This is a genomic window from Saccharibacter sp. EH611 (assembly GCF_009834765.1).
GTDB lineage: Bacteria > Pseudomonadota > Alphaproteobacteria > Acetobacterales > Acetobacteraceae > Saccharibacter.
Map to the genome: position 1 here is coordinate 67,302 of NZ_WVHP01000018.1, position 25,163 is coordinate 92,464.

General features: G+C 50.7%; 40 protein-coding genes and 1 tRNA gene. 22 read left to right on the plus strand and 19 right to left on the minus strand.

What is annotated here, in order from left to right:
• Positions 1-29 precede the first annotated feature (29 nt).
• From GS535_RS05020 to GS535_RS05040, 5 genes are read right to left on the minus strand one after another with little or no spacing between them, the layout of a single operon-like run.
• On the minus strand, positions 30-728 hold the full coding sequence (locus tag GS535_RS05020; protein WP_160792230.1) for a pyridoxine 5'-phosphate synthase: 699 nt from the start codon (positions 726-728) through the stop codon (positions 30-32).
• A gap of 9 nt (positions 729-737) precedes the next feature.
• On the minus strand, positions 738-1,730 hold the full coding sequence (pdxA, locus tag GS535_RS05025) for a 4-hydroxythreonine-4-phosphate dehydrogenase PdxA (RefSeq protein ID WP_160792265.1): 993 nt from the start codon (positions 1,728-1,730) through the stop codon (positions 738-740).
• 10 nt (positions 1,731-1,740) lie between these two features.
• Positions 1,741-3,159 (minus strand): M20/M25/M40 family metallo-hydrolase, encoded by a 1,419-nt coding sequence (locus GS535_RS05030; RefSeq protein WP_202401612.1) that lies wholly within the window; start codon positions 3,157-3,159, stop codon positions 1,741-1,743.
• A 24-nt stretch (positions 3,160-3,183) separates the two neighbouring features.
• Positions 3,184-6,345: a glycosyltransferase gene (locus GS535_RS05035; RefSeq protein ID WP_160792231.1), complete on the minus strand. Its 3,162-nt coding sequence runs from the start codon at positions 6,343-6,345 to the stop codon at positions 3,184-3,186.
• Between the two features lie 27 nt (positions 6,346-6,372).
• Entirely contained in the window at positions 6,373-6,876 is a 504-nt protein-coding gene (locus GS535_RS05040) for a protein-export chaperone SecB (RefSeq protein ID WP_160792232.1), read from the minus strand.
• A gap of 285 nt (positions 6,877-7,161) precedes the next feature.
• On the opposite strand from GS535_RS05040, the gene GS535_RS05045 reads away from it, so the two are divergent.
• The 5 genes from GS535_RS05045 (at position 7,162) to GS535_RS05065 (ending at position 10,340) form a co-directional block, all read left to right on the plus strand.
• The gene (locus GS535_RS05045) at positions 7,162-7,494 is read left to right on the plus strand and encodes a LapA family protein (protein WP_160792233.1); all 333 of its coding nucleotides are present in this window, start codon (positions 7,162-7,164) and stop codon (positions 7,492-7,494) included.
• An 8-nt stretch (positions 7,495-7,502) separates the two neighbouring features.
• A complete protein-coding gene (gene pyrF / locus GS535_RS05050) occupies positions 7,503-8,216 on the plus strand; it encodes an orotidine-5'-phosphate decarboxylase (protein ID WP_160792234.1) in 714 nt (237 codons plus the stop codon).
• Complete coding sequence (locus GS535_RS05055) at positions 8,213-8,860, plus strand: phosphoribosylanthranilate isomerase (protein WP_160792235.1); 648 nt, start codon at positions 8,213-8,215, stop codon at positions 8,858-8,860. The genes pyrF and GS535_RS05055 overlap by 4 nt, the downstream gene beginning before the upstream one ends.
• Before the next feature lie 32 nt (positions 8,861-8,892).
• A tRNA-Ser gene (locus GS535_RS05060) sits at positions 8,893-8,983 on the plus strand.
• Positions 8,984-9,137: 154 nt separating this feature from the next.
• Positions 9,138-10,340, plus strand: coding sequence for a phage integrase central domain-containing protein (locus GS535_RS05065; protein ID WP_160792236.1), 1,203 nt, complete (start codon positions 9,138-9,140; stop codon positions 10,338-10,340).
• On the opposite strand, the gene GS535_RS05070 is transcribed toward GS535_RS05065, so the two are convergent.
• The 12 genes from GS535_RS05070 to GS535_RS05125 form a co-directional block, all read right to left on the minus strand.
• On the minus strand, positions 10,315-10,545 hold the full coding sequence (locus tag GS535_RS05070; protein ID WP_160792237.1) for an AlpA family transcriptional regulator: 231 nt from the start codon (positions 10,543-10,545) through the stop codon (positions 10,315-10,317). The genes GS535_RS05065 and GS535_RS05070 overlap by 26 nt on opposite strands.
• A complete protein-coding gene (locus tag GS535_RS11130) occupies positions 10,542-11,108 on the minus strand; it encodes a hypothetical protein (protein WP_237442200.1) in 567 nt (188 codons plus the stop codon). The genes GS535_RS05070 and GS535_RS11130 overlap by 4 nt, the downstream gene beginning before the upstream one ends.
• Positions 11,109-11,282: 174 nt before the next feature.
• Positions 11,283-11,471, minus strand: coding sequence for a hypothetical protein (locus GS535_RS05080; RefSeq protein WP_160792238.1), 189 nt, complete (start codon positions 11,469-11,471; stop codon positions 11,283-11,285).
• A 196-nt stretch (positions 11,472-11,667) separates the two neighbouring features.
• The gene (locus GS535_RS05085; RefSeq protein WP_237442201.1) at positions 11,668-12,546 is read right to left on the minus strand and encodes a recombinase RecT; all 879 of its coding nucleotides are present in this window, start codon (positions 12,544-12,546) and stop codon (positions 11,668-11,670) included.
• Entirely contained in the window at positions 12,543-12,992 is a 450-nt protein-coding gene (locus GS535_RS05090) for a hypothetical protein (protein ID WP_160792240.1), read from the minus strand. Before GS535_RS05090 ends, GS535_RS05085 begins: the two co-directional genes overlap by 4 nt.
• Complete coding sequence (locus GS535_RS05095; RefSeq protein WP_160792562.1) at positions 12,989-13,447, minus strand: hypothetical protein; 459 nt, start codon at positions 13,445-13,447, stop codon at positions 12,989-12,991. The genes GS535_RS05090 and GS535_RS05095 overlap by 4 nt, the downstream gene beginning before the upstream one ends.
• Positions 13,447-13,623: a hypothetical protein gene (locus GS535_RS05100; protein WP_160792563.1), complete on the minus strand. Its 177-nt coding sequence runs from the start codon at positions 13,621-13,623 to the stop codon at positions 13,447-13,449. Before GS535_RS05100 ends, GS535_RS05095 begins: the two co-directional genes overlap by 1 nt.
• A gap of 31 nt (positions 13,624-13,654) precedes the next feature.
• Complete coding sequence (locus GS535_RS05105; protein WP_160792564.1) at positions 13,655-13,999, minus strand: hypothetical protein; 345 nt, start codon at positions 13,997-13,999, stop codon at positions 13,655-13,657.
• Positions 13,996-14,160 carry a hypothetical protein gene (locus GS535_RS05110; protein WP_160792565.1) on the minus strand — a complete coding sequence of 55 codons (165 nt, stop codon included), beginning with the start codon at positions 14,158-14,160 and terminating at the stop codon, positions 13,996-13,998. The genes GS535_RS05105 and GS535_RS05110 overlap by 4 nt, the downstream gene beginning before the upstream one ends.
• On the minus strand, positions 14,157-14,546 hold the full coding sequence (locus tag GS535_RS05115) for a hypothetical protein (protein WP_160792566.1): 390 nt from the start codon (positions 14,544-14,546) through the stop codon (positions 14,157-14,159). Before GS535_RS05115 ends, GS535_RS05110 begins: the two co-directional genes overlap by 4 nt.
• Positions 14,543-14,749, minus strand: a complete 207-nt coding sequence (locus GS535_RS05120) for a hypothetical protein (protein WP_160792109.1) — start codon at positions 14,747-14,749, stop codon at positions 14,543-14,545. The genes GS535_RS05115 and GS535_RS05120 overlap by 4 nt, the downstream gene beginning before the upstream one ends.
• A gap of 239 nt (positions 14,750-14,988) precedes the next feature.
• Positions 14,989-15,357 (minus strand): helix-turn-helix domain-containing protein, encoded by a 369-nt coding sequence (locus tag GS535_RS05125; protein ID WP_160792567.1) that lies wholly within the window; start codon positions 15,355-15,357, stop codon positions 14,989-14,991.
• 321 nt (positions 15,358-15,678) lie between these two features.
• Here GS535_RS05125 and GS535_RS05130 point away from each other — a divergent pair, with 321 nt between their 5' ends.
• From GS535_RS05130 to GS535_RS05205, 16 genes are all read left to right on the plus strand, one after another.
• Positions 15,679-15,870 carry a hypothetical protein gene (locus GS535_RS05130; RefSeq protein ID WP_160792568.1) on the plus strand — a complete coding sequence of 64 codons (192 nt, stop codon included), beginning with the start codon at positions 15,679-15,681 and terminating at the stop codon, positions 15,868-15,870.
• Complete coding sequence (locus tag GS535_RS05135) at positions 15,867-16,049, plus strand: hypothetical protein (protein ID WP_160792569.1); 183 nt, start codon at positions 15,867-15,869, stop codon at positions 16,047-16,049. The genes GS535_RS05130 and GS535_RS05135 overlap by 4 nt, the downstream gene beginning before the upstream one ends.
• Positions 16,049-16,456 (plus strand): hypothetical protein, encoded by a 408-nt coding sequence (locus tag GS535_RS05140; RefSeq protein ID WP_160792570.1) that lies wholly within the window; start codon positions 16,049-16,051, stop codon positions 16,454-16,456. Before GS535_RS05135 ends, GS535_RS05140 begins: the two co-directional genes overlap by 1 nt.
• On the plus strand, positions 16,456-16,926 hold the full coding sequence (gene ssb, locus GS535_RS05145) for a single-stranded DNA-binding protein (RefSeq protein ID WP_160792571.1): 471 nt from the start codon (positions 16,456-16,458) through the stop codon (positions 16,924-16,926). Before GS535_RS05140 ends, ssb begins: the two co-directional genes overlap by 1 nt.
• A gap of 11 nt (positions 16,927-16,937) precedes the next feature.
• Positions 16,938-17,189 (plus strand): DUF2312 domain-containing protein, encoded by a 252-nt coding sequence (locus GS535_RS05150; protein ID WP_160792572.1) that lies wholly within the window; start codon positions 16,938-16,940, stop codon positions 17,187-17,189.
• A gap of 1 nt (position 17,190) precedes the next feature.
• Complete coding sequence (locus GS535_RS05155) at positions 17,191-17,466, plus strand: hypothetical protein (protein ID WP_160792573.1); 276 nt, start codon at positions 17,191-17,193, stop codon at positions 17,464-17,466.
• Complete coding sequence (locus GS535_RS05160) at positions 17,463-17,894, plus strand: hypothetical protein (protein WP_237442202.1); 432 nt, start codon at positions 17,463-17,465, stop codon at positions 17,892-17,894. Before GS535_RS05155 ends, GS535_RS05160 begins: the two co-directional genes overlap by 4 nt.
• Entirely contained in the window at positions 17,891-18,331 is a 441-nt protein-coding gene (locus GS535_RS05165; protein ID WP_160792574.1) for a helix-turn-helix domain-containing protein, read from the plus strand. The genes GS535_RS05160 and GS535_RS05165 overlap by 4 nt, the downstream gene beginning before the upstream one ends.
• 49 nt (positions 18,332-18,380) lie before the next feature.
• A complete protein-coding gene (locus tag GS535_RS05170; protein ID WP_160792575.1) occupies positions 18,381-18,713 on the plus strand; it encodes a hypothetical protein in 333 nt (110 codons plus the stop codon).
• Complete coding sequence (locus tag GS535_RS05175) at positions 18,710-19,303, plus strand: hypothetical protein (RefSeq protein ID WP_160792587.1); 594 nt, start codon at positions 18,710-18,712, stop codon at positions 19,301-19,303. Before GS535_RS05170 ends, GS535_RS05175 begins: the two co-directional genes overlap by 4 nt.
• Positions 19,296-19,433: a hypothetical protein gene (locus tag GS535_RS05180; RefSeq protein ID WP_160792586.1), complete on the plus strand. Its 138-nt coding sequence runs from the start codon at positions 19,296-19,298 to the stop codon at positions 19,431-19,433. The genes GS535_RS05175 and GS535_RS05180 overlap by 8 nt, the downstream gene beginning before the upstream one ends.
• Entirely contained in the window at positions 19,433-20,515 is a 1,083-nt protein-coding gene (locus tag GS535_RS05185; RefSeq protein WP_160792585.1) for a helix-turn-helix transcriptional regulator, read from the plus strand. Before GS535_RS05180 ends, GS535_RS05185 begins: the two co-directional genes overlap by 1 nt.
• Positions 20,512-21,063: a hypothetical protein gene (locus GS535_RS05190; RefSeq protein ID WP_160792584.1), complete on the plus strand. Its 552-nt coding sequence runs from the start codon at positions 20,512-20,514 to the stop codon at positions 21,061-21,063. Before GS535_RS05185 ends, GS535_RS05190 begins: the two co-directional genes overlap by 4 nt.
• A gap of 77 nt (positions 21,064-21,140) precedes the next feature.
• Entirely contained in the window at positions 21,141-21,503 is a 363-nt protein-coding gene (locus GS535_RS05195; protein WP_160792583.1) for a hypothetical protein, read from the plus strand.
• A 32-nt stretch (positions 21,504-21,535) separates the two neighbouring features.
• Positions 21,536-21,850, plus strand: coding sequence for a hypothetical protein (locus GS535_RS05200; RefSeq protein ID WP_160792582.1), 315 nt, complete (start codon positions 21,536-21,538; stop codon positions 21,848-21,850).
• Positions 21,828-23,084, plus strand: coding sequence for a PBSX family phage terminase large subunit (locus tag GS535_RS05205; RefSeq protein ID WP_160792581.1), 1,257 nt, complete (start codon positions 21,828-21,830; stop codon positions 23,082-23,084). Before GS535_RS05200 ends, GS535_RS05205 begins: the two co-directional genes overlap by 23 nt.
• On the opposite strand, the gene GS535_RS05210 is transcribed toward GS535_RS05205, so the two are convergent.
• Positions 23,081-23,341, minus strand: a complete 261-nt coding sequence (locus GS535_RS05210; RefSeq protein ID WP_160792580.1) for a transcriptional regulator — start codon at positions 23,339-23,341, stop codon at positions 23,081-23,083. The two genes, GS535_RS05205 and GS535_RS05210, sit on opposite strands and share 4 nt — an antisense overlap.
• Positions 23,342-23,722: 381 nt before the next feature.
• A complete protein-coding gene (locus tag GS535_RS11135; protein ID WP_160792579.1) occupies positions 23,723-23,923 on the minus strand; it encodes a hypothetical protein in 201 nt (66 codons plus the stop codon).
• A gap of 38 nt (positions 23,924-23,961) precedes the next feature.
• Between GS535_RS11135 and GS535_RS05215 the strand changes: the two genes are divergently transcribed.
• On the plus strand, positions 23,962-25,163 hold a 1,202-nt coding region (locus GS535_RS05215; protein WP_160799169.1), incomplete at its 3' end, for an anti-CBASS protein Acb1 family protein.

The window sequence follows — 25,163 nt, forward strand, 5'->3', positions numbered from 1 at the left end:
TACCCCCCCTTGAAGGGGGAATGTACTACCTAGCGAGAAAGCAGATTCTTCATACTGCGCACTGCGGGCCCAATCCCGGAGAACACTGCTTCACTGATAAGGAAATGACCAATATTAAGCTCTGCCAAATGCGGCAGACGCGTAATCGGGCCAACGTTGTCATAAGTAAGGCCATGCCCAGCATGGAGCTCAATGCCACATTGAGCCACACATTCAGCCGCTTTTTGTAAACGTGCAAGCTCTTCGCTTCCTCCCAGCGCATAGGCGCCTGTATGAAGCTCTACGACAGGCGCCCCTAAGCGCTGGGCTGCTTCAATCGCGGCTGGTTCTGGGTCAATAAAAAGCGATACGCGAATACCGGCATCCAAAAGTCGTGCCACTTTCGCTTGAAGTTCCACCTCCTGAGCAACAACCGCAAGACCACCTTCAGTTGTTACTTCTTGTCGGCGTTCTGGTACCAAACAACATGCATGAGGCTTCACACGACAGGCGATATCAACCATTTCATCTGTCGCAGCCATCTCAAAATTAAGTGGTGCAGGCAGCTTGCGCAAACGCTCAATATCAGCATCACGTATATGACGCCGATCTTCGCGTAAATGTGCTGTAATCCCATCAGCTCCATGGTCCAAAGCAATACGCGCTGCATCGACTGGATCAGGATAAGCTTCTCCACGCGCATTACGTAGAGTCGCGACATGATCGACATTCAACCCGAGACGAATCATGCTTTCCTCCTATTTTCTCACTTCAAAGCGTTGGTGTGCCATCTCTGCCGCTAACAACAAAGCAGCAACCAAGCTTGAGGCATCAGCATGCCCCTGCTCTACCGAACACGCAATATCAAAAGCCGTTCCATGATCAGGAGATGTCCGAATAATAGGTAAACCCAATGTTACATTGACGCCACCTGCCATATCCAAGGTTTTGACCGGGATAAGCCCTTGATCATGATATAAACAAATTGCCGCATCATAATGAGGCCGCGCCGCTGCGCTAAACATCGTATCAGGTGGCATTGGCCCTTTCACCGTCACACCAGCAGCACGAATCTGCTCAACAGCAGGGGCAATAATGGTTTTTTCTTCCGTTCCCATCATGCCATCTTCACCCGCATGAGGGTTTAACCCCGCTATAGCAAGACGGGGACACTCAAGACCAAAATCACGCTTTAAGGCGTGAACAGTCAGAAGTGCGACCTCTACAATCCGATCTGTGCTTAACGTCTCAATAGCGCGGCGCAACGGCATATGAATGCTGCTCAATACAACCTTGAGCTGTGGGCAAGCCAGCATCATAACTTCTTTGCCCGTGACATCACATAAGGCAGCCAAAAACTCTGTATGCCCTGGGTGAGGAAAGCCTGCTTTCGCTAAAATATGCTTCGCAATCGGGTTCGTTACCACAGCACTCGCATGCCCTGCCAGCACGCTCCGCACCGCTTCCTCTATACTGGCAATCGTCGCACTTGCATTGCGTATGTCCGGCTGGCCGGGTGTCACTGGCACAGAACAGGGAATATGAAGAACCGGAACAGCTTCTCCAAAACAAGACAATGCCTCTTCTGGATAACTGATCCGCTTAACCGGAACGACCTTTTCGATAAGTGTAACATCACCGATCCAAAAGAACGGCGTCTCTTTATCCTTCAGCTCCCTCCACGCTTTGACAGTCAGCTCAGGGCCAATGCCGGCCGGATCCCCCATCGTCAATGCTAATGGTCGCAACATCATGACCCCTTTAGACCGATAGTGTGGAGAGCTCTGCTAAAATACGTACCCAAGAGCGAATACCATGACGGAAAGAATCAAGGCCATATTGCTCATTAGGTGAATGAATTCGGTCATCAGCTTGAGCAAAACCGACCATAAGTGCATCCATCCCTAATGCCTGACGCACCTCCTCCGCCACCGGGATAGAACCACCACACCCAATCGTTACAGCCTCTGTCTTCCATTCCTCACTCAATGCTTTGAGTGTCGCCGGGAGGAAAGCACTTTGTCGTGAAACGGCAAACCCCGAGGAGCCACCGTAAGACGTAAAACGCACCTGCACATCAGCAGGGACAGAACGCTTCATATAATCACGGAACTGTTCACGCACGTGGTCTGGGTTTTGCCCAGGAACCAAACGGAACGACACCTTAGCTTTTGCTGCTGCTGGAAGGACAGTCTTAAAGCCTTCTCCTTCATACCCTCCAGAAATACCATTGATTTCACAGCTTGGACGGCACCAGGTTTGCTCAACCGCGCTAAACCCTTTTTCTCCCGCAGCGATTGAAAGCCCTGTCCCCGCTAATAAGGCTGCGTCATCGGGAAAGAGACGCTTCCATTGCTCCCTTGTTGCGTCATCCGGTACGGTGACACCATCATAGAACCCCGGCAATGTCACGCGGCCCTCATCATCACGCAGACCTGACAGCGCCTGACACAACAGTGCGATCGGATTAGCCGCCGCATTGCCGTACATCCCAGAATGCAGATCCTGCGATGCAGCCACGATTTCAACCTCTTCAGCAACCGTCCCACGTAGCGATGTTGTCACAGCAGGGGTAACGCGGTCTGGCATAGCCGTATCACACACTAAGGCAACATCAGCTTTTAATTCATCCGCATGTTCTTTGAGGAACGGTAAGAGATTTTCACCCCCTGACTCTTCTTCCCCTTCCAGCAAAACACTCACTTGAACAGGCAAAGCCCCATGAACGTCTTTCCAAGCACGGCAAGCTTCGAGGAATGTCATGACCTGGCCTTTATCGTCACTCGCTCCTCGCGCAACAATGACCGAACGCCCCGTTTCATCCTTTACAATACGAGGCTCAAAAGGAGGAGTCTTCCATAGTTCATCAGGATCAGTCGGTTGAACGTCATAATGGCCATAAAAAAGAACATGAGGCACAGAACCCGCCGGTTCCTCGCTATGCCCTACAACCATCGGATTGCCCGGCTTAGCCCAGCTTACCTCACGAATATCTGCGCGCATATTCAAGCTTTTCAAATCATCACACAGCCACTGGGCAGCTTGACGACAGGATTCAGCATGCTGAGGTTGTGTCGAGATGCTTGGAATGCGCAAAAGCTCAAACAAACGTTCCTGCGCTTGTTCCATCCTCCCATCAACATGATCCAGAACAGAGGTCATATTTTTTTCAAAACTCATAATCTTATAGCTTTCTCATTATGTTCATTGACTAAGCTCAACACCAAGACGGGTCTGCAAAGGAGCGTCTGGTTCTCCATCCTCACTCTCCTCCGCATCATGGCTGCTAACGGGATGTTCCTCTCCTTCAGATATAGGCTCTGGTCGTAATCTTAAAGGAGCAGGAGAGAAACGTCGTGTCTCTGATCTCCTTACACAAGAAGAAACCATTTTTTCCTCTGTCCGTTCACCTAAGACACACGCCAACAAATCGTCAAAAGATTGTCGGAAATCGGCAAGTCTATTTTCAGACGATACCTTCTGATACGCGTGGTTTTGCACTGAAAGCCACAAATCCTCGTTCTGATATACGTCAATAACAGCCTGCGCGAAACGCTGCGGGTCATTAAAGCCACCATTAAGCCCCTCTTGCCGGTCTTCCCACTGCAGAGCCTCTAGCTGCGAACTATTCATGACGGAAGGAATACCATAGGCAGCTCCTTCGACAATTTCGCTAGATTGTGTGGCCAGCACACGCGTAGGCGCCACCAACACACGACAATGCTCCATCAGCACATGATCTGGGACAGGTTGAGAGAGTCCTTCTAGAGCGACAAACCGTTCGTAAAATCTTACATCGACAGAAGGATGATGATAACCGCCAATCCATAACGGCACATCTTCAGAAAGATGTCGTTTTAAATAAGATGCGACATGCAGACAAAACCAATCAAATCCATCATGTACGGCGTCACCTGAACGCATGATACAGAGTGGAAAGAGAAGCCCACTACGCTCATGGAACCCCCGTTGTTGAACATCTCGTCTCAACGGCATTCCAACAGGAGGAAGCAACCAAACATTCTCAAAACCAAGGCGTCGCATAAGCTGCTCTTCGGCTACATCTCCTGCGATGATGTATTGGCACATCCAAGCATCAGACAGCTCGCTAGCAGTCTCTCTCTTTAAACGTTCCTGATCGTCATTTGCGCCCACTAAACGCCGTAAGTGCGCTTCCATAGCACGCAACCCACCGCCTTCTTGCGTTACAGTATCCAAAACAACGCTCTCTACCACGCTCGGATCCTGACGAAGGATGGGGGCTATCTTGGTTAGCGTTTGTGCTCCATTAAGCCATAGAAGTTGCACGGCTCCTCGACGTTGCGTCAAGAGCGGTGCAACAGCATCGTCGCCTAATAAACACTCAACCGTTGGCGGATAATCAAGAGCAACTGTTAGATGGTCTTCTTCTCCGTTTTCTAATCCCACAATGGTAACGAACCAATTATTTTGTAGGAATGCGTCTATTTGGTGAAAAATCCGCCGTGACGCTCCTCCTTCACATTTACGCGGAAGATGAGGAAAAACCATCACCACATGCGAAACCATCGCCCCCTCACGCCACATCCCTCCTTGAGGAAGTGGATGATGCATCAATACAGAAGCAAAAGAACGACGTATGTTTTGTGCCTGCCGTTCTTTACTCTCTATTGACGGAATTTTCGCAGTTAAATCGCGCACAAGAACATCTGGCAAGTATGTGCACCCCAGCCCTTGTGCACGTAATGATAAAGCTAATGGAACAAAGCCTGCCTCTAAACCACAAGCTTCAATAGAAGGTAACGCCTTTAAAAAAGCCGACCGTAAACCAAAAAAGAAGCCTGCCTGCGCCGCCTCCAGAGGGGCTTCATAGCTAAGGTCAGTCTCCGTTACAGCACGTCCTTCCCCTTTGAGAGTTATGCTTCCATCTCGCCACAAACGAGATCCTGCTTCACATAAACGCCCATCTGCTCGCATAACCGGGCCTGATCCGCCTTTAATATGCCGATAGAACATAGCCCGTTTAATGGCGTTTAAAGCTCCCGCAGTCGGCTGCATACCCGCCCGCATAACAACAACATACGGACTTTGTGCATGTTCAAGCCCCCGTTTAAACTGCTCCGCTTCAGATATCAGCGTATCAGGGTAAATTAATTGAACACCTTGAGTGAATTGAGATATTCGTCTTTTTTCTTCAGTATTCCCATTGCTAACAAGAATGACATTATAAGAGACTTCATTTTGTTGATGTAAAGCCAACAACGACGCCGCAACAGAGACATAGTCTCCCTCTGAAAGGACAATAACACTGAGCGAAGGATGTTCATCGTGGTCGAACGACAATGGAGATCGAAAGATAGACGGCAACGCCGTCCCCACATGACCAATGGCAAGCTTCTGATAAGTCGCTAACGCAGCATCCTCAGAGGTCTGCGTTACTTCTCCTTCCTGTTTTTTTACCCATAGTGCAAAAATATCATCAACTTTTTCTAACGCACATAAACGCTTAACGTCGCAAGAGTGCGCAAACCCCACAAGATCTACATGCTCATGCGGCTGCCTATGCTCATATACCCCTGAAGCAATGAAATGCGCATAACCGTTCCGAAACACACCCTTTTCAATTGCCTCTCGTACGTCTGGATAGCGCTCACGATAATAGTCTTCACTAAAGAAAGGATTAGGATCAAAACTCTCAATATTGTCACTGGCTAAATAATGATGAAGAGGGGTTTCAAATTGTCCTTCTTCAATCATTGTCTCCACATTAGGGTAACGCTCCAAATACCATTTGGGATCAAAATACCACGATGTCCGAACTCTCCCCATCTTCGGGTGCTCAAGAGCGAGATATTGATCAAACCCTCCTTTCTCACAATCAAAATCTACACCATCTTTTAAGCATTCACGAATAAATAGCTCTTGCTGGAAAAAACGATGCGGATTTTGTCGTTCTAAATCACCAACCTTTAAAAAATAATCGTATCCATTTACAAAACCTGTTTTATAAATAAATCTTAGACTAATATGTGAATTATTCCTTAAATATGTATCTATATCAAATAACCAATGAGCAGAACAACTTCGGCTGCCAATATCTACATAATGCTGGAAACCAGTTTCAAAAATGCCTTTGTTTTGAATGCTTTTTAGAACATCGCCATTGTGGCGCAAATACCATTTTTCATCAAAAAATCTGTTAGGAGAGCGTCCATTTTTAACGCTCTCCTGTTGCCATAGGTTGTACAGCGTCTGATCATCAGCGGAACGCTCCTGATCAGACAGTACAGCCCGATAGCGTCGACGATACCAAGCGGCATCGAACAACTTCCATCTAACCGGTGCGGAGGCTTGTTCCGCAATTTGAGCAGAGGAAAATTTGTTCATTACCGTCTCTGACACGTCTTTGTTACCTTATTTCTTCTCAGCCTTTCCCGCTTCGTCACTTTTCTCCCAAAATGTGCGGAAATCAATCGGCTGAGGGTTGTTTACGGAGAAACCACTTTCACGAATGAGATCAAGCAGGATATTCCGAGCTGTCGGGAAAAGATACCCTGCAGCCTCTTGTGCGATAAATTTCTCACGCTCTTCTGAAGGAGCTTTTCCCACAACACCAAACAAACCTGCGTAAACGACCGCAGCCTGATAAAGCGGCTGAAGATTTTCACCTTCTTTAGGCGCATGAGGATATCCAAAAGCACGCACGATAAGACGCAGCTCATAAGCACCCTCAACATCAGAAGCTTCGCGCATGCTTTTATCAACAACAAGATGCAAGTGAGGCGGTGCCTTCAACGTGCGCAACACTTCCGGTGTATTCGGCACATCAATGGTTGCATGGCAAAGATATTGCGAGCCCAAATCGAGCTTCAATGCGGTTGCAGCCTTAGAATCTGAGCTTTGCGGATTTTTCGTCATTTTGCAGTCATTATCCCAATGTAGAAAAGAGTGGCAGTTAAACCTTACATCTACACCTGCCACGTGTAATCACAAAAGAAAGAACGAGCAGCGTCAAGCCTTTTAAAGCATTTCATGCATAAGAATAGTAAATTTCATCACAATTCTCTTATTATTAACATAAATATGCTATTATAACCTATCCCATGTCATGAGATTCCTTTGCAATGCTCTAACAAAGTCTTAATATACATCCCCCACTATGTGCTCTCATTGTTTCTCTTTAACAGGATTAGGAGTTAATCCATGATAAGACTTCTCATCGGCGTTCTGTTTCTTACACCCTTTGTTCTACTAGCTGTGAGCAATCCTGCCCCCATGACGGTCTGGTTTGTTTCGTTTGATTGGCACGTCATTACCGGTGAGTTTATCCTCGCCGTTACAGTCCTTTCCCTGTTAATGGGATTTTTTCTTGGATGGATTGGAGAGCTCCGCCAACGCCACCGCGCGCGCCGCGCAGAGGGGAGCGTCCGCTCTCTTGAAAAAGAAGCTGTCGAACTGCATAAACGCATTACGCAACTTCAAACGGAACCATCCTCAACATCCTCTGAGACTTCTTCTCAGCCACCTCGGAACTGACACTCATAATGGCCCACCGTCGCACTCGCCTTATTGCTGCATTAGACACACCAAACCTCGCAACTGCTCAACAATGGGCTTCTTCTTTAGAAGGAGCCGTAGATGCCGTTAAGCTTGGGTTAGAATTCACTTACTCATGTGGTCTGAAGGCTGTGAGTGACATAAGCCAGCACCAAAAGCTATTTCTTGACCTGAAGCTTCATGATATTCCCAACACTGTTGCCTCAGGTCTTAAAGCATTAACTCCTATTAAGCCACTTCTGACCACTATTCATGCAAGTGGCGGAACAGAAATGATCCAACGCTCTCGCGAAGTTTTAGAAGAATCTTTTCCTAACGACCTCGAGCGCCCCAAACTCCTTGCTGTAACAGTGTTGACGAGTATGAACACCCAAACGCTTGCTGAAATTGGTGTCAACGCAACCCCCCTTCAGCAAGTTGTAAGGCTTGGTCGCCTTGCTATGCAGGCAGGCGCAGATGGACTTGTCTGCTCAGCACACGAAATTGTTGCATTACGCGATGCTCTTGGAGACACTCCCGAACTTGTTGTCCCAGGCATTCGGCCTGCTGGCAGTCAAGCAGATGACCAGAAGCGCATTATGACCCCTCGCCAAGCTGCCGAAGCTGGTGCTGATTGGATTGTTGTCGGGCGCCCTATTACCCGTGCTGAAGACCCCGCACGCGCAGCTCGAAACATTCAAGACGAACTTAACGCACGATGAGTGATGTAAAGATCTGTGGCATAACGCGAACGGAGGATATCCAGCTCTGCGCCCAGCTCGGTGTAAAATGGGTCGGGTTTGTTTTTTACCCTCCGTCCCCTCGCTCACTTTCGGCTCAGAACGCTCAATCTTTGCATGAATCTGTTCCTTCACCTGCTGAAGGGGGGCCACTACGCGTTGGCCTCTTTGTACATCCAACGTTTGATGAAATCGCTCACATCCTCAACGTTGTTCCTCTTGATATTTTACAACTTTATACATCCGTTGAAGAAGCTCTTTCCTTTAGAAAACATTTCAATCTCCCTGTGTGGCAGGCTCACGGCATTCGGCATAAAAGCGATTTGCCCACTTCGTTCAACAATCTCCCTGATGGGTTTATCATAGAAGCTCCAGCAGATAAGAACGATACCCGTCCTGGAGGTCTTGGCAAACGCTTCGACTGGACGCTCACCCAAGAGTGGCATTCTCCTCGTCCATGGTTACTTGCTGGAGGACTAACACCAGATAATGTCCATGAAGCAATTGTCACAAGCAATGCTCCTGCGGTGGATGTGTCCTCAGGTGTAGAAAGTGCTCCCGGGCAGAAATCAGCCCTACTTTTAGAAAAATTTGTCAAAAATTCTCATAATAGGGTTGCTCTTTAAAATAATATTGGTATTGTACACACACGCTCGCTGGAGAGATGGCCGAGCGGCTTAAGGCGCACGCTTGGAAAGCGTGTGTACGTTAATAGCGTACCGTGGGTTCGAATCCCACTCTCTCCGCCATGAACCATTCCCCACTAGTTCCAATACGTCCGAAAAATGGCACTTTACGGCCATTTAAGAACACAAACCAGTCCCCACACGTTCGCACATGTGCTGTTGAAGCCGCAGAAAAAGGGGGTATTATTGGGGGTATATTTTTTGGGGCGGGGGTATCATGCTAACAGACGTTGCAGCACGAAAAGCAAAAGGTGCTGAAAAGCCTTATAAACTAAGCGATTCCCAAGGTCTATTTCTTTATGTTCAGCCCAACGGTTCTCGTTTGTGGCGCATGAAATATCGCTTCGGTGGTAAGGAACGCCTTCTGTCGTTTGGGAAATACCCAGAAGTTAGCCTATCCTCAGCACGGCAGGCACGTGATGATGCACGAGCAGAATTACGAGAAGGACGAGACCCTTCCCTAACCCGCAAACAGCGACGAGCGAAGGCTTACAAAACGGACGATCATTTCCGTCGCGTGAGTGAAGAATGGCTTGAGCACAACAAATCTCGTTGGGTGAAGAAACACTGCGCAGATGTACACGGCAGCTTAGAGCGTCACGTATGGCCAAGCCTTGGAGCCATCCCTCTCAACTCCATCACCCCTCCAATGCTCCTTGAGGTTTTACGCACCATCGAGAAAACAAGCGCAAACGAAACTGCTCATCGTGTTCGTCAGCGTATCAGTGCTATTTTTGATTATGGTATTGCCAATGGTCTGGCCGTATCAAATCCAGCCCCTCAATTAAAATCACTCCTTTCTCCTGTAAGAAAAGGAAAGCAGCCAGCCATAACGGATCTGTCGCGCCTACGACATATGCTCAATGCGATAGAGAACTTCCCAGCGCATCCTGTTACATTATTAGCCATGCGCTTTCTTGCCTTGACAGCCGTAAGGTCAAATGAGGTCAGAGGAATGCGTTGGGAGGAAGTGAAAGACAATGTTTGGACAATTCCAGAAGGCCGCATGAAAATGCGAAGAGACCATGTTGTTCCTCTTTCTAGCCAAGCCCGCGCTATTCTGGAAGTTATAAGGCCTCTAACGGGAAAATCCCCTTTTGTATTCCCAAGCGTTCGTTGGCCCCATAAGCCAATGTCAGAGAATACGTTAAGCGCCCTCATCAAACGAGCAGGCTACGAAGGACAGCACGTTCCCCACGGCTTCCGCTCTTCATTCTCAACGATTATGAACGAAAAGAGACCAGAAGATCGATCTACCATTGATATGATGCTTGCTCATGTGCCTAAAAACTCTGTTGAAGCAGCCTATAACCGTGCCCAACACTTAGAAAAAAGGCAGGAGATTGCCCAAGAGTGGGCAGACCTCCTGCTACGTGATGCGAAGCCAACTTCTTCTATTCTTCAGGTTCGCCGTCATTAGAAAAATTCTCAAACCAACTATTAACCTCGTCCGAAGGCCAGCGTACTGTCTGCACGCTAAATTTGATAGAACGAGGAAACCCGCCTTCTTTCATTAACTTGTAAAGATACGTTTTACTGAATTTTGTTTTGTTCAAAATCTCCTCCAACGTTAAGAGCTCTCCGCTATCAAATAACGTTTTAGGAGTACCCTCAACCTGCGTCATCTCTCATCCTCCTGATCTGCGTATTCCTCCAAAGCCGAGACAAGAACGAGCACGTCGCCGACTATTGGCTCGCCCCACAAGTTATCTGCCCGAGTGTCTAGCGTTTGCTTATGCCAGCCGTTGACGTAGTAAAACATACGCCCATCGTCTTTCTTGTTGGCTTCGACCCACCCATAACGATGTGGTTCCGAAGCAGTTGGGAACTTGGCGGGGTAGCGAATGCCGTATCTGAATTCTGGCATATCCACCGCCTCACGGAACGGAACCCATTCGCGACGCTGATTCCAACGCTCCTCACACTCTTGGGAATCACGACCACGCGGGCCCTCGGCACCAAATGCGAAAAGAAGATCACAATGCTTCTGAAGCTGAACGGTTTTGTTTCTCCGCGCGTTCCACAAAGAACACGCTTGCTCTTCTGTTGCTCCATTCATCAACGGCCCGGATGACCAGCACCGTTCACAAACGACTTTGCATCCCACATCGTTCCCTTCATGCATCTGCGCATAAATATCTAAATTTCTTGACGCACAGAACGGGCACGGCTTTAGCATGTTAGTCATGGCCGGTCTCCTGTTCTTGCAAATCATCAGAGCGTGCACCGCATGTATCGCAAATCAACGGTTTCTCTTCGCAATAAGAACAAGGGGCACAAACATGACAGGAACAATGCTCAGACACTAGGAAATATCTTGTCCCATCGCATCCCATTACCTCACAGCTATCAATATCTACTCTCATCCCCGCCTCCATTTCTTCCAGAACACGACCGCGATCTTCCACGGCCAGAACAGCATTGTTGTCAGTGTTGGGATGTCCCCTCGTGGACAGTTAGGGCGGAAACGGCGCTCTCGATGTCTGACGTAGAGACCGAGGGCGAGATACAGGAGGATTGCGACCAAAACGGCATGGAAACTGTCCATCATCACAGCTCCCCAAAGAAACGCCTAAAATAGGCTATCACAAACGCAATCCATAGAACGGGCCAAACCACCATAGTGGCGATCAAAACACTATCAGGAATATATCGTATGCCTCTCCGCTGGATCGTGAGGGCCAAGCCTGTGAACGCACCGATCACGCAATAGGATGCTATCGCTAGGAATAGGATCAGAAGACCGCTCATGCTGGCATCTCCTCCATTGTCGCAGCGGGAGGTTCGTCCTGCCTCTCATTCTGTGCGTGTCGTTCGATACCATCCAATGTTTCACTCACAACTTGATCAACGCGGTCTGCGAGTTCAGGCATGCGCTGACGCAAGAAAACACGTTGCTTCTTTACCGCATCCTCTGACGTAATCGCTTCCAATTCTCCACGCGTAGAAACTCCCATGACACGCTCTATGAGGGCATTAGCTCCATCTTCAACGCGCTTTTTCCCTGCTTCTGACAGCGATGGAGTGCGTTCCTTGTGTGAAATAGGTTGAGTTGGTGTTGCATCGTCGACTGGAATATCTTGCGCTTCTTCAGCCGTAATCAGGCCTCGTAGCACGTCTGGGAACGCATCACGCAGCGCAAAACCACGGGCACGCATTTGCAGCATACGGCGGGGATAAGTCTTCCACGGCCCCGTTTTATTAAGCAGACCTGCTGTTCGCGCATCAGCGTAAGAGAAACGTGCTTCAACCGGCTTTTTCCCTTTGCGTGTCGCAACGCAGACTGCCGTTAGTGCGTCACCATCTCCCTCAATGTGTTCTACAACATCATCACAGACGGGAGATGACCGGACAAGCGCAAGTAGCGTATCCCCCCAAACGCTCGGTCTCCCGTTAATGACCGCAATATTTTGCAAACTTTGCATTGGGGCCAAGCCAAGCTCTGCTCCCATCTGACAGGCAATAACAATCGCTGCGGCTTTCCCTGCGTATTCACGAGGCACCATGCCTGATCCTGCAGCAATCTCTGCAAAACGCATCAGCTCTTGGAATGAGCGTGGGTTTAATGGAGACGCATGCAGTGTCGGAGTATTCATCGTCTCATGTGTCATTACAGCGTTACTCATTTCGCTTTCCCCTTCACCATAATCGTCGGTTCGCCCTCAACGAGTTCCGCTCCTGATACGGGGCCCCTCAATTCAAGAACTCGTGCCAATTCTGCTGTGCTCACTTTGAGTGGCTGTGGTTTGAAAAGCTCAGGAGCTGCACCTTGTAGAGCCTCTACGTCCGTTACAACGGCACGCGTGTTGCCTTTGCGAAGAGACACGACATAGGGGCCGCACTCGGCTTTGACTTCACCGTCTGTGGCCATCTGCTCTGTGATGCCCGCTTTGAGATCGGTTCTATAGGATTTAACCACCGCCTCAAGATGACGCAGCCCCTCATGTATTTGCACAGCTTCTGATAGCGGGTCGTTCGACTTACGCGCGGAATGCAGCAGCGGAATATACTGGTCGATACAATCCTTCAGAGCCGCATGGTGATCGTTGATCGTTTCAATCAGAGGCTTCATGACCGTGCCTCCCATTCCCTGACACGCACGCGGGCAAGCGCTATGACAGCGCGGTATTCTTGGCCGTGCTGATTGTCGCCGTGTGTCTCGTTGACAGCCTTTTCGAACTCATCAAGCGTGCCGATAAAGCAACCACGCGTTACGCATGGGTCACTGTCCGTTCGGAATAGTGTAAATGTCCCATCTTCTGATCCGATTGGGCCGAGCGCTAGAATGTGACGCAAGTTAGCTATCAACGCATTGCCAAAAACCTTCGCATTGCCAGATACCCACGCATTGCCAGATACCCACGCATTGCCGCTATGAGTTAGGTTTTTTTCGCTTTCGATGTATCCGCCCATATCGCCGATAGATACACCTAATTCAGGAATGTCTCTTAGGGAGCGGATGCGATACAGAGTGCCATCACAACTTGCAACGGTATCGTCGGTTAGTAGTTCGTATTTCTTACTCATTAGAAGCCCCGTGCTTTCACATTTTCAAAAACAGCGCAGGAGAAGAACGCTTCGGCTGCTGTTTTCTGCCCTTTCTTGAGGCAGTCCATCGCTGCCTTTAGGTATTCTGTCCGCCTCATTTGCGGCGTCTCTGGGCGTGCTTTAGACACAGCTTTCCTGTTTGCGTGTTTCAGCATTGTTTCTGTCCTTGGTTTTTACTTGGGGTGGTTAGTAACTATTTTCTTCTATCTGGCGCTCTTTAAGCAAAAGTTCGGCAAGCTTCATGCTCAGTTCTTCTCTTTTCTTTCTAAAACCACTCACACAAAGACCGCTTTTCTCTTTTCTATTTATCTTCATGTCTACAAGAGAGATTTCATTAAGAATACTATCGCTTTCCTTGAGCGTTGTGACCGTTATGGTTCGAACGACTGTTTCGATGATGAAGCTCTTATTGCACGACGTGCAGTGCCATTTAGCCCCCTCATACGCCTCATTGAGCTCGCCATCTCCCTCGTTCTCATACAAGCAATGGGGGCGGACAATCTTTCCTTCATGCTCTTGCCTGTAGCTCATCGTATTTCCTCCAAAGCCCGTTGTTGGTGCCTTAATCTCTCCTTGAGAACCAAACGCTCTTCTACTTCTTCAGGGGTTAGGACATCGCGCTGTTCAATCAGATCAAGAAGAAGATGTGTATGAGCTATCCGTTCCTTTAAGGCTGCTAGATCACTCATCATCCCAGCACCCTCTCGTCTTGATTGAGCTTGCGGGCGACGTCTTGGCCTTGCCAGTATAGGTCTGCGGCATTGCCCGCTTCTAATTGGTCGTCCAGAAAGCTTTGAAGGCCGGGGATCGCGTCTTCATCCAGAATGGTGGCCGCAAGTTCGAAATGCGCTGCTTTGGCTATGTCGTCCGTATTGCGGCTCACTCGGCCTATGATCCGGCTAAGGTTCTCAAAATATGCCTGAACCGCTGTTAGCACCTTGATCTGAGACCAGAGATCATGGCTCTTATGGCCAATCCCAAAGATCATACGCCCTAGCTCAAGGGCCTGTTCGTCTGGTGTGATGGGAACGAGGACTGCGCCCTGCTGTGGCTGCGCTACTGCGTGTAGGTGGATCATTGCGCCGCCTCCTGATGGAACAGGATCGTGCCAAGCTCAACGAGGCCGATGCAGTGCTCCGAGAGCAGAGTTTGTTGATCCGGTGTCAAATGGCCAAGGGATAGCCCTTTGTGCAGCAGGTCTTTCCCCTGCTTGGCGAGAAGACTGCCATATTCTTGCAGCTCTTCTTCTTGCTGCATTGTAAGAGCATTCGTGTCTCTCATCTTACCCTCCTCCTACGCCCCGACGTGGGGCGTTTCGTTCGGTATGAGGGTATAATGGGACACATCCCACAACATCGCAAGCAAAAATTTGGGATTTATCACATTTTGTGAGATTTATCCCCTTACCTATCTTCTTAAAATGCTATAAATCAATAACTTATGGTCGTTTTAAGTATACATGCCTTGCTTCCTCAAACATAGAAAGGAAGCATTTGATGTGCGAAAATAACAGTAAGAAGTCAGACAGCTCTACGATCAGCAATGGCTTCAAAAAGACCGATCAAATGCTCTCTCTGATTAGGAACGAGGGAGCGCCAGAGGTCAACGATAGCAATCTCCTCTTCCGTATACAAAGATTGACTAGGCGGTTTAAAGCTATCAACAGAGGAAGCATTGACGGTGGAAAGACCGACTAGCTCTTCTATTGAGCATCCTAAGACTTGAGCTAAACGCCCGATGCTAAACACATCTGGGCGTTTAGATTTACCTTTAAGGATGTCTCGAACATAGGTCTCTTTTAGATCAGCTTCTAAGGCTAATCTTTTTTGTCCTATGCCCTTTTCTTCCATGCGGCGGGTAATTTCGCGTATCAGATGTTCATTAGTCATAGTGGGAAATATCCCACTAAAATAAAAGCAAAACAATTGAGACAAATCCCAAATTTATCTTGAATGGTGGGATAAATCCCATTACTGTCAATCTATGACTTACAAATCGGAACTCTTATCCCGCATCGAGCAGTTTGTCATTGAGGCGGGAATATCAGAAAGCACGTTCGGTTTTAGAGCGGTGAACGACGGTAAATTCGTAAAGCGCCTTCGACAAGGCAGAAGAATGTACCGCGACACGGAAGAAAGAGTGCTGGAATACATCGCTCATAATTCTCGCTCTAACCCCACCCCCACACAACACCAGAAGGAGACACGGGTATGAGCGACAGCACCCAAATGCAGCATCCCCGCTACGACACGCTCCGATCTATAGATGGCGAAACACATCAAGCGCTCAAGATGGATACGCAGCCTGACACGCTATCTGAACAAACGCGGCTTGAGCTCATCAAAGTTGTTGCGCGTGAAGAGATCAAGCGCCGCTGTGGTGAAGGTGAGGTGTCAGCATGACCCGCACTATCCCTCGCACATGGACGGCCATCGCGTTTTATAGCCCCGCTGAGAACCGCTTTGTCGCGCTTCCTAATGCCGTTTGCACAATCGAACATGCCGAGAGCAGCCCGGCCATCAGAACGCGCACCGTTGCAAGCTCTGGCCGTGAGGTCGTGCAAGTGAAGGAGCGTGGGTGATGGAACCTATGGTCATTATTCCTTTGCCATCAGGGCTACTTCAAATCGGGACGCTTATCTCTAGCGGGATACAAACGTCTATTGAGAATTTCGAAAACTGGACTGATGTCACTCGGTGGCAAGAACGCAACAAAATACGCCTTGGCTGTTTTGTCGCTAAACGCGCCGTCCTGCCTATTGAAGAGGACATTTTAACGGCTGCTCTTACTGGCTGTCAGTACAACGCCCTCCTCCAGATCACGGGGAAAACACCTCGGTGGCTACGTCCCGTCGTTAAGCGCTTAGAAAAAGACGGCCTTATTTCCGTCAGCCCCGATGTCGGCTCGAAGGAAAGGACTGTGTCTACCCTTCCCGCTGGCCGCGCTCTCCTTAAGGAGATCAGCCATATCCGAGAGGGAGCGATCTAATGGCAGGCTCCGTTAACAAGGTCATTCTGGTCGGTCATTTGGGCCGTGACCCAGAGATCCGTCACACGCAATCCGGCGCGAAAATTGCCAACCTCTCTGTCGCTACCAGCGAGAGCTGGACGGATAAGCACACCGGCGAACGTCGTGAACGCACCGAATGGCATCGTGTCGTGATCTTCAACGAGCGCACGGCGGATGTGGCCGAACGCTTCTTACGAAAAGGAAGCAAGGTCTATCTCGAAGGCGAACTTCAGACACGCAAATGGACAGATCAACAGGGCATGGAACGCTACACGACAGAGGTCGTTCTAAAGGCGTTCCGTGGTGATCTGGTGATGCTCGACAGCAAGTCTGACCGCGAGCCTTCCCAGCAGAAACAAACCGCTCAAAGCCAGTCCTACAGCTCGCAGCGTTCCATGTCTGACGTGGACGCAAGCCAAGACTCACTCAACGACGACATCCCATTCTGAAAGCACACATCATGACCGATACACACACAACAGGCGGCATTGCTGCTGATCGTCTACGCTCCATTGTTGAACGCGTGGAGCGTTTGGAAGAAGAACGTAAAGCCCTTGGCTCTGACATTCGCGACATCTTCACAGAAGCAAAGTCAGCAGGCTTTGACGTAAAAGTCATTAAGGAAATCATCAAAATTCGCAAGCAAGAGCCCGCTGAGGTGGAAGAGCAAGAACAGCTTCTCGACATCTACCGCCGTGCGTTGGGGGTGTGACATGCTGCGTCTTTTCTTCCCATACGTCCGTAAACTGCACCGTGAGCTTACTCAAGAGCGCCGACACAACAAGGCACTGCAAGAAACCTGCGCCGACCTGCGCAACCATCAGGAGCGCTCATGTTCTGATCTGCGCCATTTACGGGAACAGATTTGGCACCTTGAGGGCAAGAACAACCGTGCCTTCGCTCTCGTTACGAACCTCAGAAAGCAGCTCGCCTCAATGGGCGCCGCATCACCACAACGCAAACGCGATGAGCATGGGAGGTTTGTATGACGCACCCGCGTACACTCACCTTCTCCCTGCCAGCGCCTTATCCATTGCTCAACAAAACGCTCCGTATGCACTTCGGAGCGCCCATAAAAATGAAGAAGGCGATGCGTGGGCAGATTATTGCCTCATTAGGAGGCCCCCAAGCGTTACCAAAGGAACCGTTCCAACAAGCACATATCCGCATTGAGCGCTGGAGTGTTGGAACGCCTGATTATGACAACCTCTCAGGTGGAGGCGCGAAGCAACTGATTGATTGCCTTACCACGCCGCGCTTATTGGCGCGTGGACATGTGCGCAACAAATACGGCCTCGGGATCATTGTTGATGATTCCCCCGCCCACATCACAACTGAATACAGCGCCATTGAATGCCGTCTGTGCGAACAGAAGACGGTCGTGACCATCACTGAAATTATGGGAGAGCCCACATGAGCATCAAAGCCATCAACTGGGCGCTCGAACAGCCGGGCAGCCCAACCCAAAAGCACGTCCTCCTTGTGTTGGCTAATTACGCCAATGAGAGCGGCATTGCCTTTCCTTCTAATGTTCTTTTAGCCGCTCAAACGGGGCTTACAGACCGTGCGGTTCGGAACGCTAAAAAAGCACTTATTGAGGCAGGTATTCTTGAAAGGTCAGAGGCCTATGGCCGCATGTCTGTTCGCCTTCGCCTCGAATATACTGCTCCTAAGAAAACGGAACAACATTCCACAAAACCGGAACCTCGTTCCGATAAACCGGAACCATATTCCGCTCAGTCCAAACCGGAACCACGTTCCGCCCAACCGGAATATAAAGACCACAAAAAGGAACGAGGTTCCGCTCCATATAACCACCAATTAACCACCATTAACCATCATACCCCCCTATAGTCCCCCCAAGGCTTCAAAGCCTCGTTCAAAGCCGAAACAGGAATTTGCTTTGCCCGACTGGGTTCCTTCCGAAGCATGGAACGGCTGGCTGGAGATGCGGCGGTCGATGAAGAAACCCGCCACAACCCGAGCGATGGAGATCGCCATCAAGCGGCTGGATGAGCTTAGGGCTCAAGGCCAAGACCCCGGACAGGTGCTGGACAACTGCACGCTTCAGGGCTGGCAGGGGATTTACCCGCTCAAAAACAGCCGCCCTCATAGCCAGCAGGCTGCCCCTCGAATGAGCGAAAGCGAACGCAACCGCAACATCATTTTTGAGGAGATGCGCGCTCAATACCGCAGCCAAGACCACGCCAACAGCGACAGGATTATCTTCCAATGAGCACTGCCAGCCTCACCCACATCACCCTCCCACGGCGCACCATCAGCGTGGCCCTCAGCGAAGCCCTGCATTCCCGACGCTGGGAGCGTTTTGGCGATATGACCATTCGCGGCAAACGCACCGCTAAAACGCCAGCGCTGCACGAGGAAGCCGCGCGCCTTCTAGCGGGTTTGGATGCTGAAGCGTTCACCGCGCCGCCTCTTGAGGCGCGTCAAAAGCTGATCGCGCAATTTGACCAAACACTCGGGGCTCTGGTGGCCAACCCACGCGATCCAGAGAAGCGCGAAGCATGGCGTCTGGCTGTGGAGGCCATCACCGAGGACGTGCCCGCTGGGGCGTGGACGGCTGAGTTCCGGCGGGACGCGCTACGGTCGTTCAAGTTCATGCCCACGCCTGCTGAGTTCTATGAGCTTCTCGACAAGCACGTTCAAGCGCTGCGCAACAAACGCGCAACTCTCTGGCTGTTCGTCAATGAGCCTATCCATGAGCCCGCAAAGCCCCGCACGCCACCAACCGAAGAACAGAAGCGCCATGTGAACGCGATGGTTGCGAGCCTCTTCCCTACACACCGGGAGAAGCGCCATGCGTAACTCAACGGAATTTTCAAGCGCACTGGAGCACTATAGCGACGAACCGAAGAATTCAGACGCTGCTGAGGGCAAAACAAATCGGAACGCAGAAAGCGCTGCTCTGCATCGCTGCTTTGGGGGAGATGTGTGATGCGCTCTGAATTCGCAAAGATGGCACGCGACATCCGCATCGCCCACGGCGACAGGCTGCTAGATACGGCTCGTAAGATGGATACGAAGGCCGCCGTGATCTCCCGTATGGAGCATGGTGGGTATGAAGTCTCTGATAAGATAGTTGAGAGGTTCATTGCCGCTTATGGGCTTGAAAACAACGCCGTGAAGATTAGAGACGCTGCATCTGAGCATAACGATGAGGTGAGAAAGAACTACCCTACACTCCAAGAGCTGATGATCCTAACCCCAGCAGCTATTCAACAGTATCTGGCAGCCAATGGATGGCAGAATCAAGGTTTTGATAGCAAGCACAGCCTTCGTTATGAGCATCCTGAAAAAGGTATGATTATCGCGCCAGCCGACCATACCGTCGCAGATTATCCGCGCATCTCATTGGAACTTCTTAGGCTGCTGTCAGTGCACAACAAAGGCACATGCCGACAGATTTACCAAGACATCCTCAAGCATGATCCTGAGTCTACATCCTCCCAAAAAGCCTCTTATAGCCGCGTGGCTCATGATTGGTATGTAGAGCCAGAACATGCAACGGATCGTCTTCTTGCTGTGGAAAAGCCCTTCTCTGGCGCGGTCTTAGATCCCTGCTGTGGGCAAGGGAATGTCCTCCGGGCATGTGATCGCGCTGGGATAGAAACGGTTGGCAGTGATATCGTTGATCGCGGTATCGACGCACACATTGAGGATTTCAGAGCGGCCATTCCCGCCTTCAAGCCAGCCTCGATCATCTCCAACCCGCCCTTCAATCAGGCGGAAACTTTCGTAAAGATTGCCATAGACCATACGCAAGACCGTGTGTGTCTCTTTCTCCGCGCTGCTTTCCTTGAAGGAATCAAGCGGTCGGCATGGCTCAGGGAAACCCCGCCTGCTCGCGTATGGCATTTCCCCGACCGGATTAGTTGCGTTCCAGGACATTTACTCGGTCAAAAGCAAAAACATAACGGCACCACAGCCTATGCGTGGGTGGTGTGGGAACGCGGTCATTGCGGGCCATACGCTGGCTACTGGCTACCTGAAAAGACAAAAGAACGGAGCGCATCATGAGCAAAACCGCTACAGCCCTTCTCTCAGACGGCCCCACCACAGAACGCACACTCAAGCCAGACTACGAAACGGTCGGCATGGGGAAGCGTAAACGTCGCGTGAAAGCCCGCACGGTGCAGACGCTACACGAAAGCGGCGACATCAGCGGCGAGGCCGTCACTGCCGCCAATCGCTGGCTGGAGGATTATATCTTCTTCAAAGGGGCCTATGCCGATTACCTTAAAGACCCGCTGGATCGGGATTATATCCCCGGCAACATCCACACCTTCGCCGTGGCACGCGGCAAGGCTGCGGCCCGCATTGCTGAGGTAAGAGAAGCACTTGGATTGTGCTCGCATGTTCGGTTGGAAATGCTGCTGGTCGAGGGCATGAGCTTTTCGGCGATTGGGAAGAAATTATGGCCAGCAAAAGAACGTGCGACACAGGCAAAAGCAGCCCGCTCACAGTGTTCCCTTCTTCTTGAGCAGCTCGCCAATTTTTACGTTGAAAAGCATAAAAAAGAAGCCCGTGAAAAAAGGACTTGTACGTGTGTCACAAACGTGGCATGATATTGGCATAGTCGGAAGTCGTGCATCTAATGAGGTGCGCGGCTTTTTTGTTTTAAGCTTTCTCTCTCGAAAATATCATGCCGAACTTCGCCCCTACTCCAGACCCACGGATTAGGCGTGGTCGTATTGTATCTACACGGGGCGGCCTTTGTATCGTGCTAAAACGCCAGAAAGACCGCGTGGCACTCGTGCCGATCCGTAAAGGCCCAGAAAATACCCACCGGGCTGATGTCCACCCATCGTGGATGGATGCGGCGATGCTCGGTCTCAAAACGTGTGACGTGATCCGATGCGCTCCGTTCACGCTGCCTCACCACGTTGTCTATCCCATGTCCTCCATTGTCCCCTCTACCCTCATGACCCGCGTTTGGCACGCAACATGTAAAGAGCTGCAATCTCAACATTGGGAAGATGGGCACGATCAGCGGGTGTGGCGATGAGTAAGAAGCAGACCGGACTTTGATAAAAAATTATGAAAAATCAAAAAAAAACAGTAGGAGGCAAGCGGCCCGGAGCTGGTAGGCCTAAAGGGGCGGTCAATAAAGTTACTGCCAACATTCGCGCACTTGCCCAAGAACACGGCAAGGACGCCTTAGAGATTTTAGTCAAAATCGCCAAAACAGGCGAAAACGAAACGGCCCGCATCTCTGCCGCTAAGGAAATCCTAGACCGCGCATACGGTAAGGCGACCGCTCATCTCGAACATAGCGGCCCGGATGGCGGCCCGATTACTGAAATACGTCACACCATAGTTGACCCAAAAAATGACAGAAACAGCGCCCCTTGATATTCAGACACCGCGTGTTTTTGCGCCGTTGCTCCAGCCTGCGCGTTATAAGGGCGTATGGGGTGGTCGAGGCTCTGGGAAGTCTCACTTCTTTGCTGAATACCTCGTAGCGCAAGCGATGATGCGCCCCGGCCTGCGGGCTGTGTGCATTCGTGAAATCCAGAAGTCACTGAATATGTCGGTCAAGCAGCTCGTGACAGACAAGATCATGGCGCACGGTTTAGCTGACAAGTTCGAGTTGCTCGATAAGGAAATTCGCACACCGGGCGACGGCGTGATTATCTTCCAAGGGATGCAGAACCATACGGCGGACTCGATCAAGTCGCTGGAAGGCTTTGACGTTGCGTGGGTGGAAGAAGCTCAGTCCCTCTCGGCTCATTCGCTCAAGCTGTTGCGTCCGACCATCCGTAAACGCGGTTCTGAAATCTGGTTTAGCTGGAACCCCTCGCACGCTGAAGACCCAGTAGATGCGTTCCTCCGCACAACAGAGGCCGAGGCTGATCCCAAGATTGTCGTGGTGTGCGCGAACTGGTCTGACAATCCGTGGTTCCCTGCTGTTCTCAATGACGAGCGCGAACGTGACCAGAGAGCGCGGCCTGACGAATACGACCATATCTGGGAAGGCGGCTATCAGCAGGTTACTGAAGCGCTGATCTTCCGTCATCGTGTCGAGTATGGCTGCGACTTTGAAGCGCCTGAAGACGCCCGCCTCTATTACGGTGTGGATTGGGGCTTTGCCAAAGACCCTACGGCCATTGTGCGCTGCTTTATCACCGACGATGTGCTCCATATCGACTATGCAGAAGGCGGTGTCGGCGTTGAGATGGACGCTTTGCCTGCCCTGTTCGACAAGGTGCCGGGTTCGCGCTCATGGCCCATCCTCGCTGATTGTGCCCGTCCAGAGACCATCTCCTTCATGGCGAACAAATATGGCTACCGCATTACGGGAGCGAAGAAATGGAAAGGCAGCGTCGAGGACGGCATTGAGCGCCTCAAGGGTTTCCGTGGCATTCGTGTGCATAAACGAGCGGAGAAGATCGCGCGGGAATTTCGCACCTATTCTTACAAGGTGGATCGCCAGACAGAAGCCATCTTACCCAAGATTGAGGACGCCAACAATCACTGGATCGACGCCGTCCGCTATGCCCTCGATGGCCTCATTCAGAACCGCCGCAAGATGCCGGATTTCTCCGCCTTTGCAGGACAGCAGATCGTGCGGCGGTCTTTTGTTTAGCCAAGAAGGGCCTGTTTTGCCTCTATATCGTCTCGCAAGGTCGTTTCCATAGCGTGGCATTGCTGCGACCGTTCGCGAAGGAGCCGCAATACCTCGTCAGTCCACCCCGGAGGAGAACGTCGCTTCCCAGACAGAACGCCCCTGATTCGACTTGAGTCCACCCCAAGGTAATCAGCAAGGTCGCTCTGCCAACGCTGCCCAAAGGCAACCCGGCCCGCTTCTGCAAGTTGGTCAGCCGTTAAGCGCCACTCGCTCATTGTGATATTAGGGCCTTGTCTAAGGGGAGAACACGCGTCTTGAGGAGGAAAAGCTCCCAAAGAGCATAACTCAATCTCGCCTCTCCGCTTTCCCACTTAGCCCATGCTCGGAACGTAGAACGATACAGGACAGCCGCAGCCTCTGTCTGCGTTAGCCCAAGAGAAAGACGCATTGCTTTTATCTCTTGAGGAGAAGGAGAACGGGGGGGCTTCATAATAAAAATGTTAAGGCAAGGCCCAAAACAATACCCACCATAACAGCCCCGCCTAAGCTAAAATAAAGCTTATGCGTTAGGTGCCGCTCTAAAAAGGTTAATCGTTCGTTAGACATATTGTAGCCCTCTACAGATAGGGAAGGCCTAACGCCATCCTCTGCCCCTCTTATTTATGTAACCGCGAAAATAAAGCAATAACACCAGCCAGAACTGAAACAACGGTAAAAGCAGCTTTCAGAACCGCCAGTTTAAAGTGAAGCCTTCTATATAGGATTTCCTCTTCCAAGTTCTGAACTTCAAGCTGTTCTTTCTTCTCCACCGCGTTTTCTCCCTTATCTCCAGATAAGCATATGCCATTATGGCACATTCATCAAGCTTCTTCTTACCTTCTTAAAGCTCTACCCCATGTCCCTATTCCGCAAAAAAACCACGCCGCTGCCCCAACGGCGCGAACCTGTCGTGCATCCAACGGCTGACGAGAAGTCGCGCTCGTGGCTGTCGGCTATGTTTGGGCATTACACGGCTGAGGATGCGAGGGGAGATGGAGCGCCGCCCTTGGACGTGCGCCTTGCTCCTTGCAAGCCTGCGCCGGGTGTCGTGCCAGAAAGGCAGAGATTGGCCAATGACAGCGCCCTTGATGCCGTGCAGGGACAGATCAGCGCCTATGCCGCCGGCAATGCGGGCGCAATCCAGTCATGGCTGGCGGATGGTTTGGGCTTTATGGGCTATCCTTACCTCTCCCAAATGGCCATGCGTGCTGAGTTCCGTAAGCCATGCGACATTATCGCCCGTGAAGCAACACGGGAATGGATACGATTTAAATCAACCAAGAACATCAACATCACCGATTACGATACGGACGAAGAAGCTAACGCCGCCCGTGAACGGCAATCACGCGAGACGGCTGAGAAGATCAGCGCGATTGAGGCTGAGTTTAAGCGCCTTGATGTGCGGGCTCTGCTCTATCGCCAAGTGCTCAGTAGCCTTCTAAACGGCGTTGGTTATCTTTGGATCGACATCGTAGGCCTATCGGCTGATGCGACGGGACAAAATGTTCCGCTCAAGATCAATGAGCACGGCGTTAAGAAGGGAAGCCTCAACGGGTTCAAGATTATTGATCCGGTCTGGACATCGCCCAACTATTTTAACGCTGACAGTCCCTACCGCGCAGGCTTTTACGACCCTGACAATTACTGGGTGCAAGGCTGCCTGACCCATAAAGACCGCCTGCTGAAGATGGTGCCTTACGAGGTGCCCGACATCTTCAAGCCTGCCTTTAACTTTGGTGGCCTGTCACTCACCCAACAGCTCCGCCCTTACGTTCATAACTTCCTCCGAACCCGCAATAGCGTGAGCGACATCACGGCCAATTTCTCCAAGTTGGTGCTCAAGACAGACATGACTGCGGCCATGCAAGGTGGCGTGATGGATCACAATGGCACCAGCACGATTATGGGCCGCGCGTCTTTCATGCAGCAAGTCTCTGAAGGGCAAAGCACGATTGTGGCCGATAAAGAGAATGAAGAGGTCTCTATCGTCGCCACTCCTCTTGGCGGCCTGTCTGATCTGCAAGCGCAATCTATGGAGGCGATGGCCTCTATCCCCGG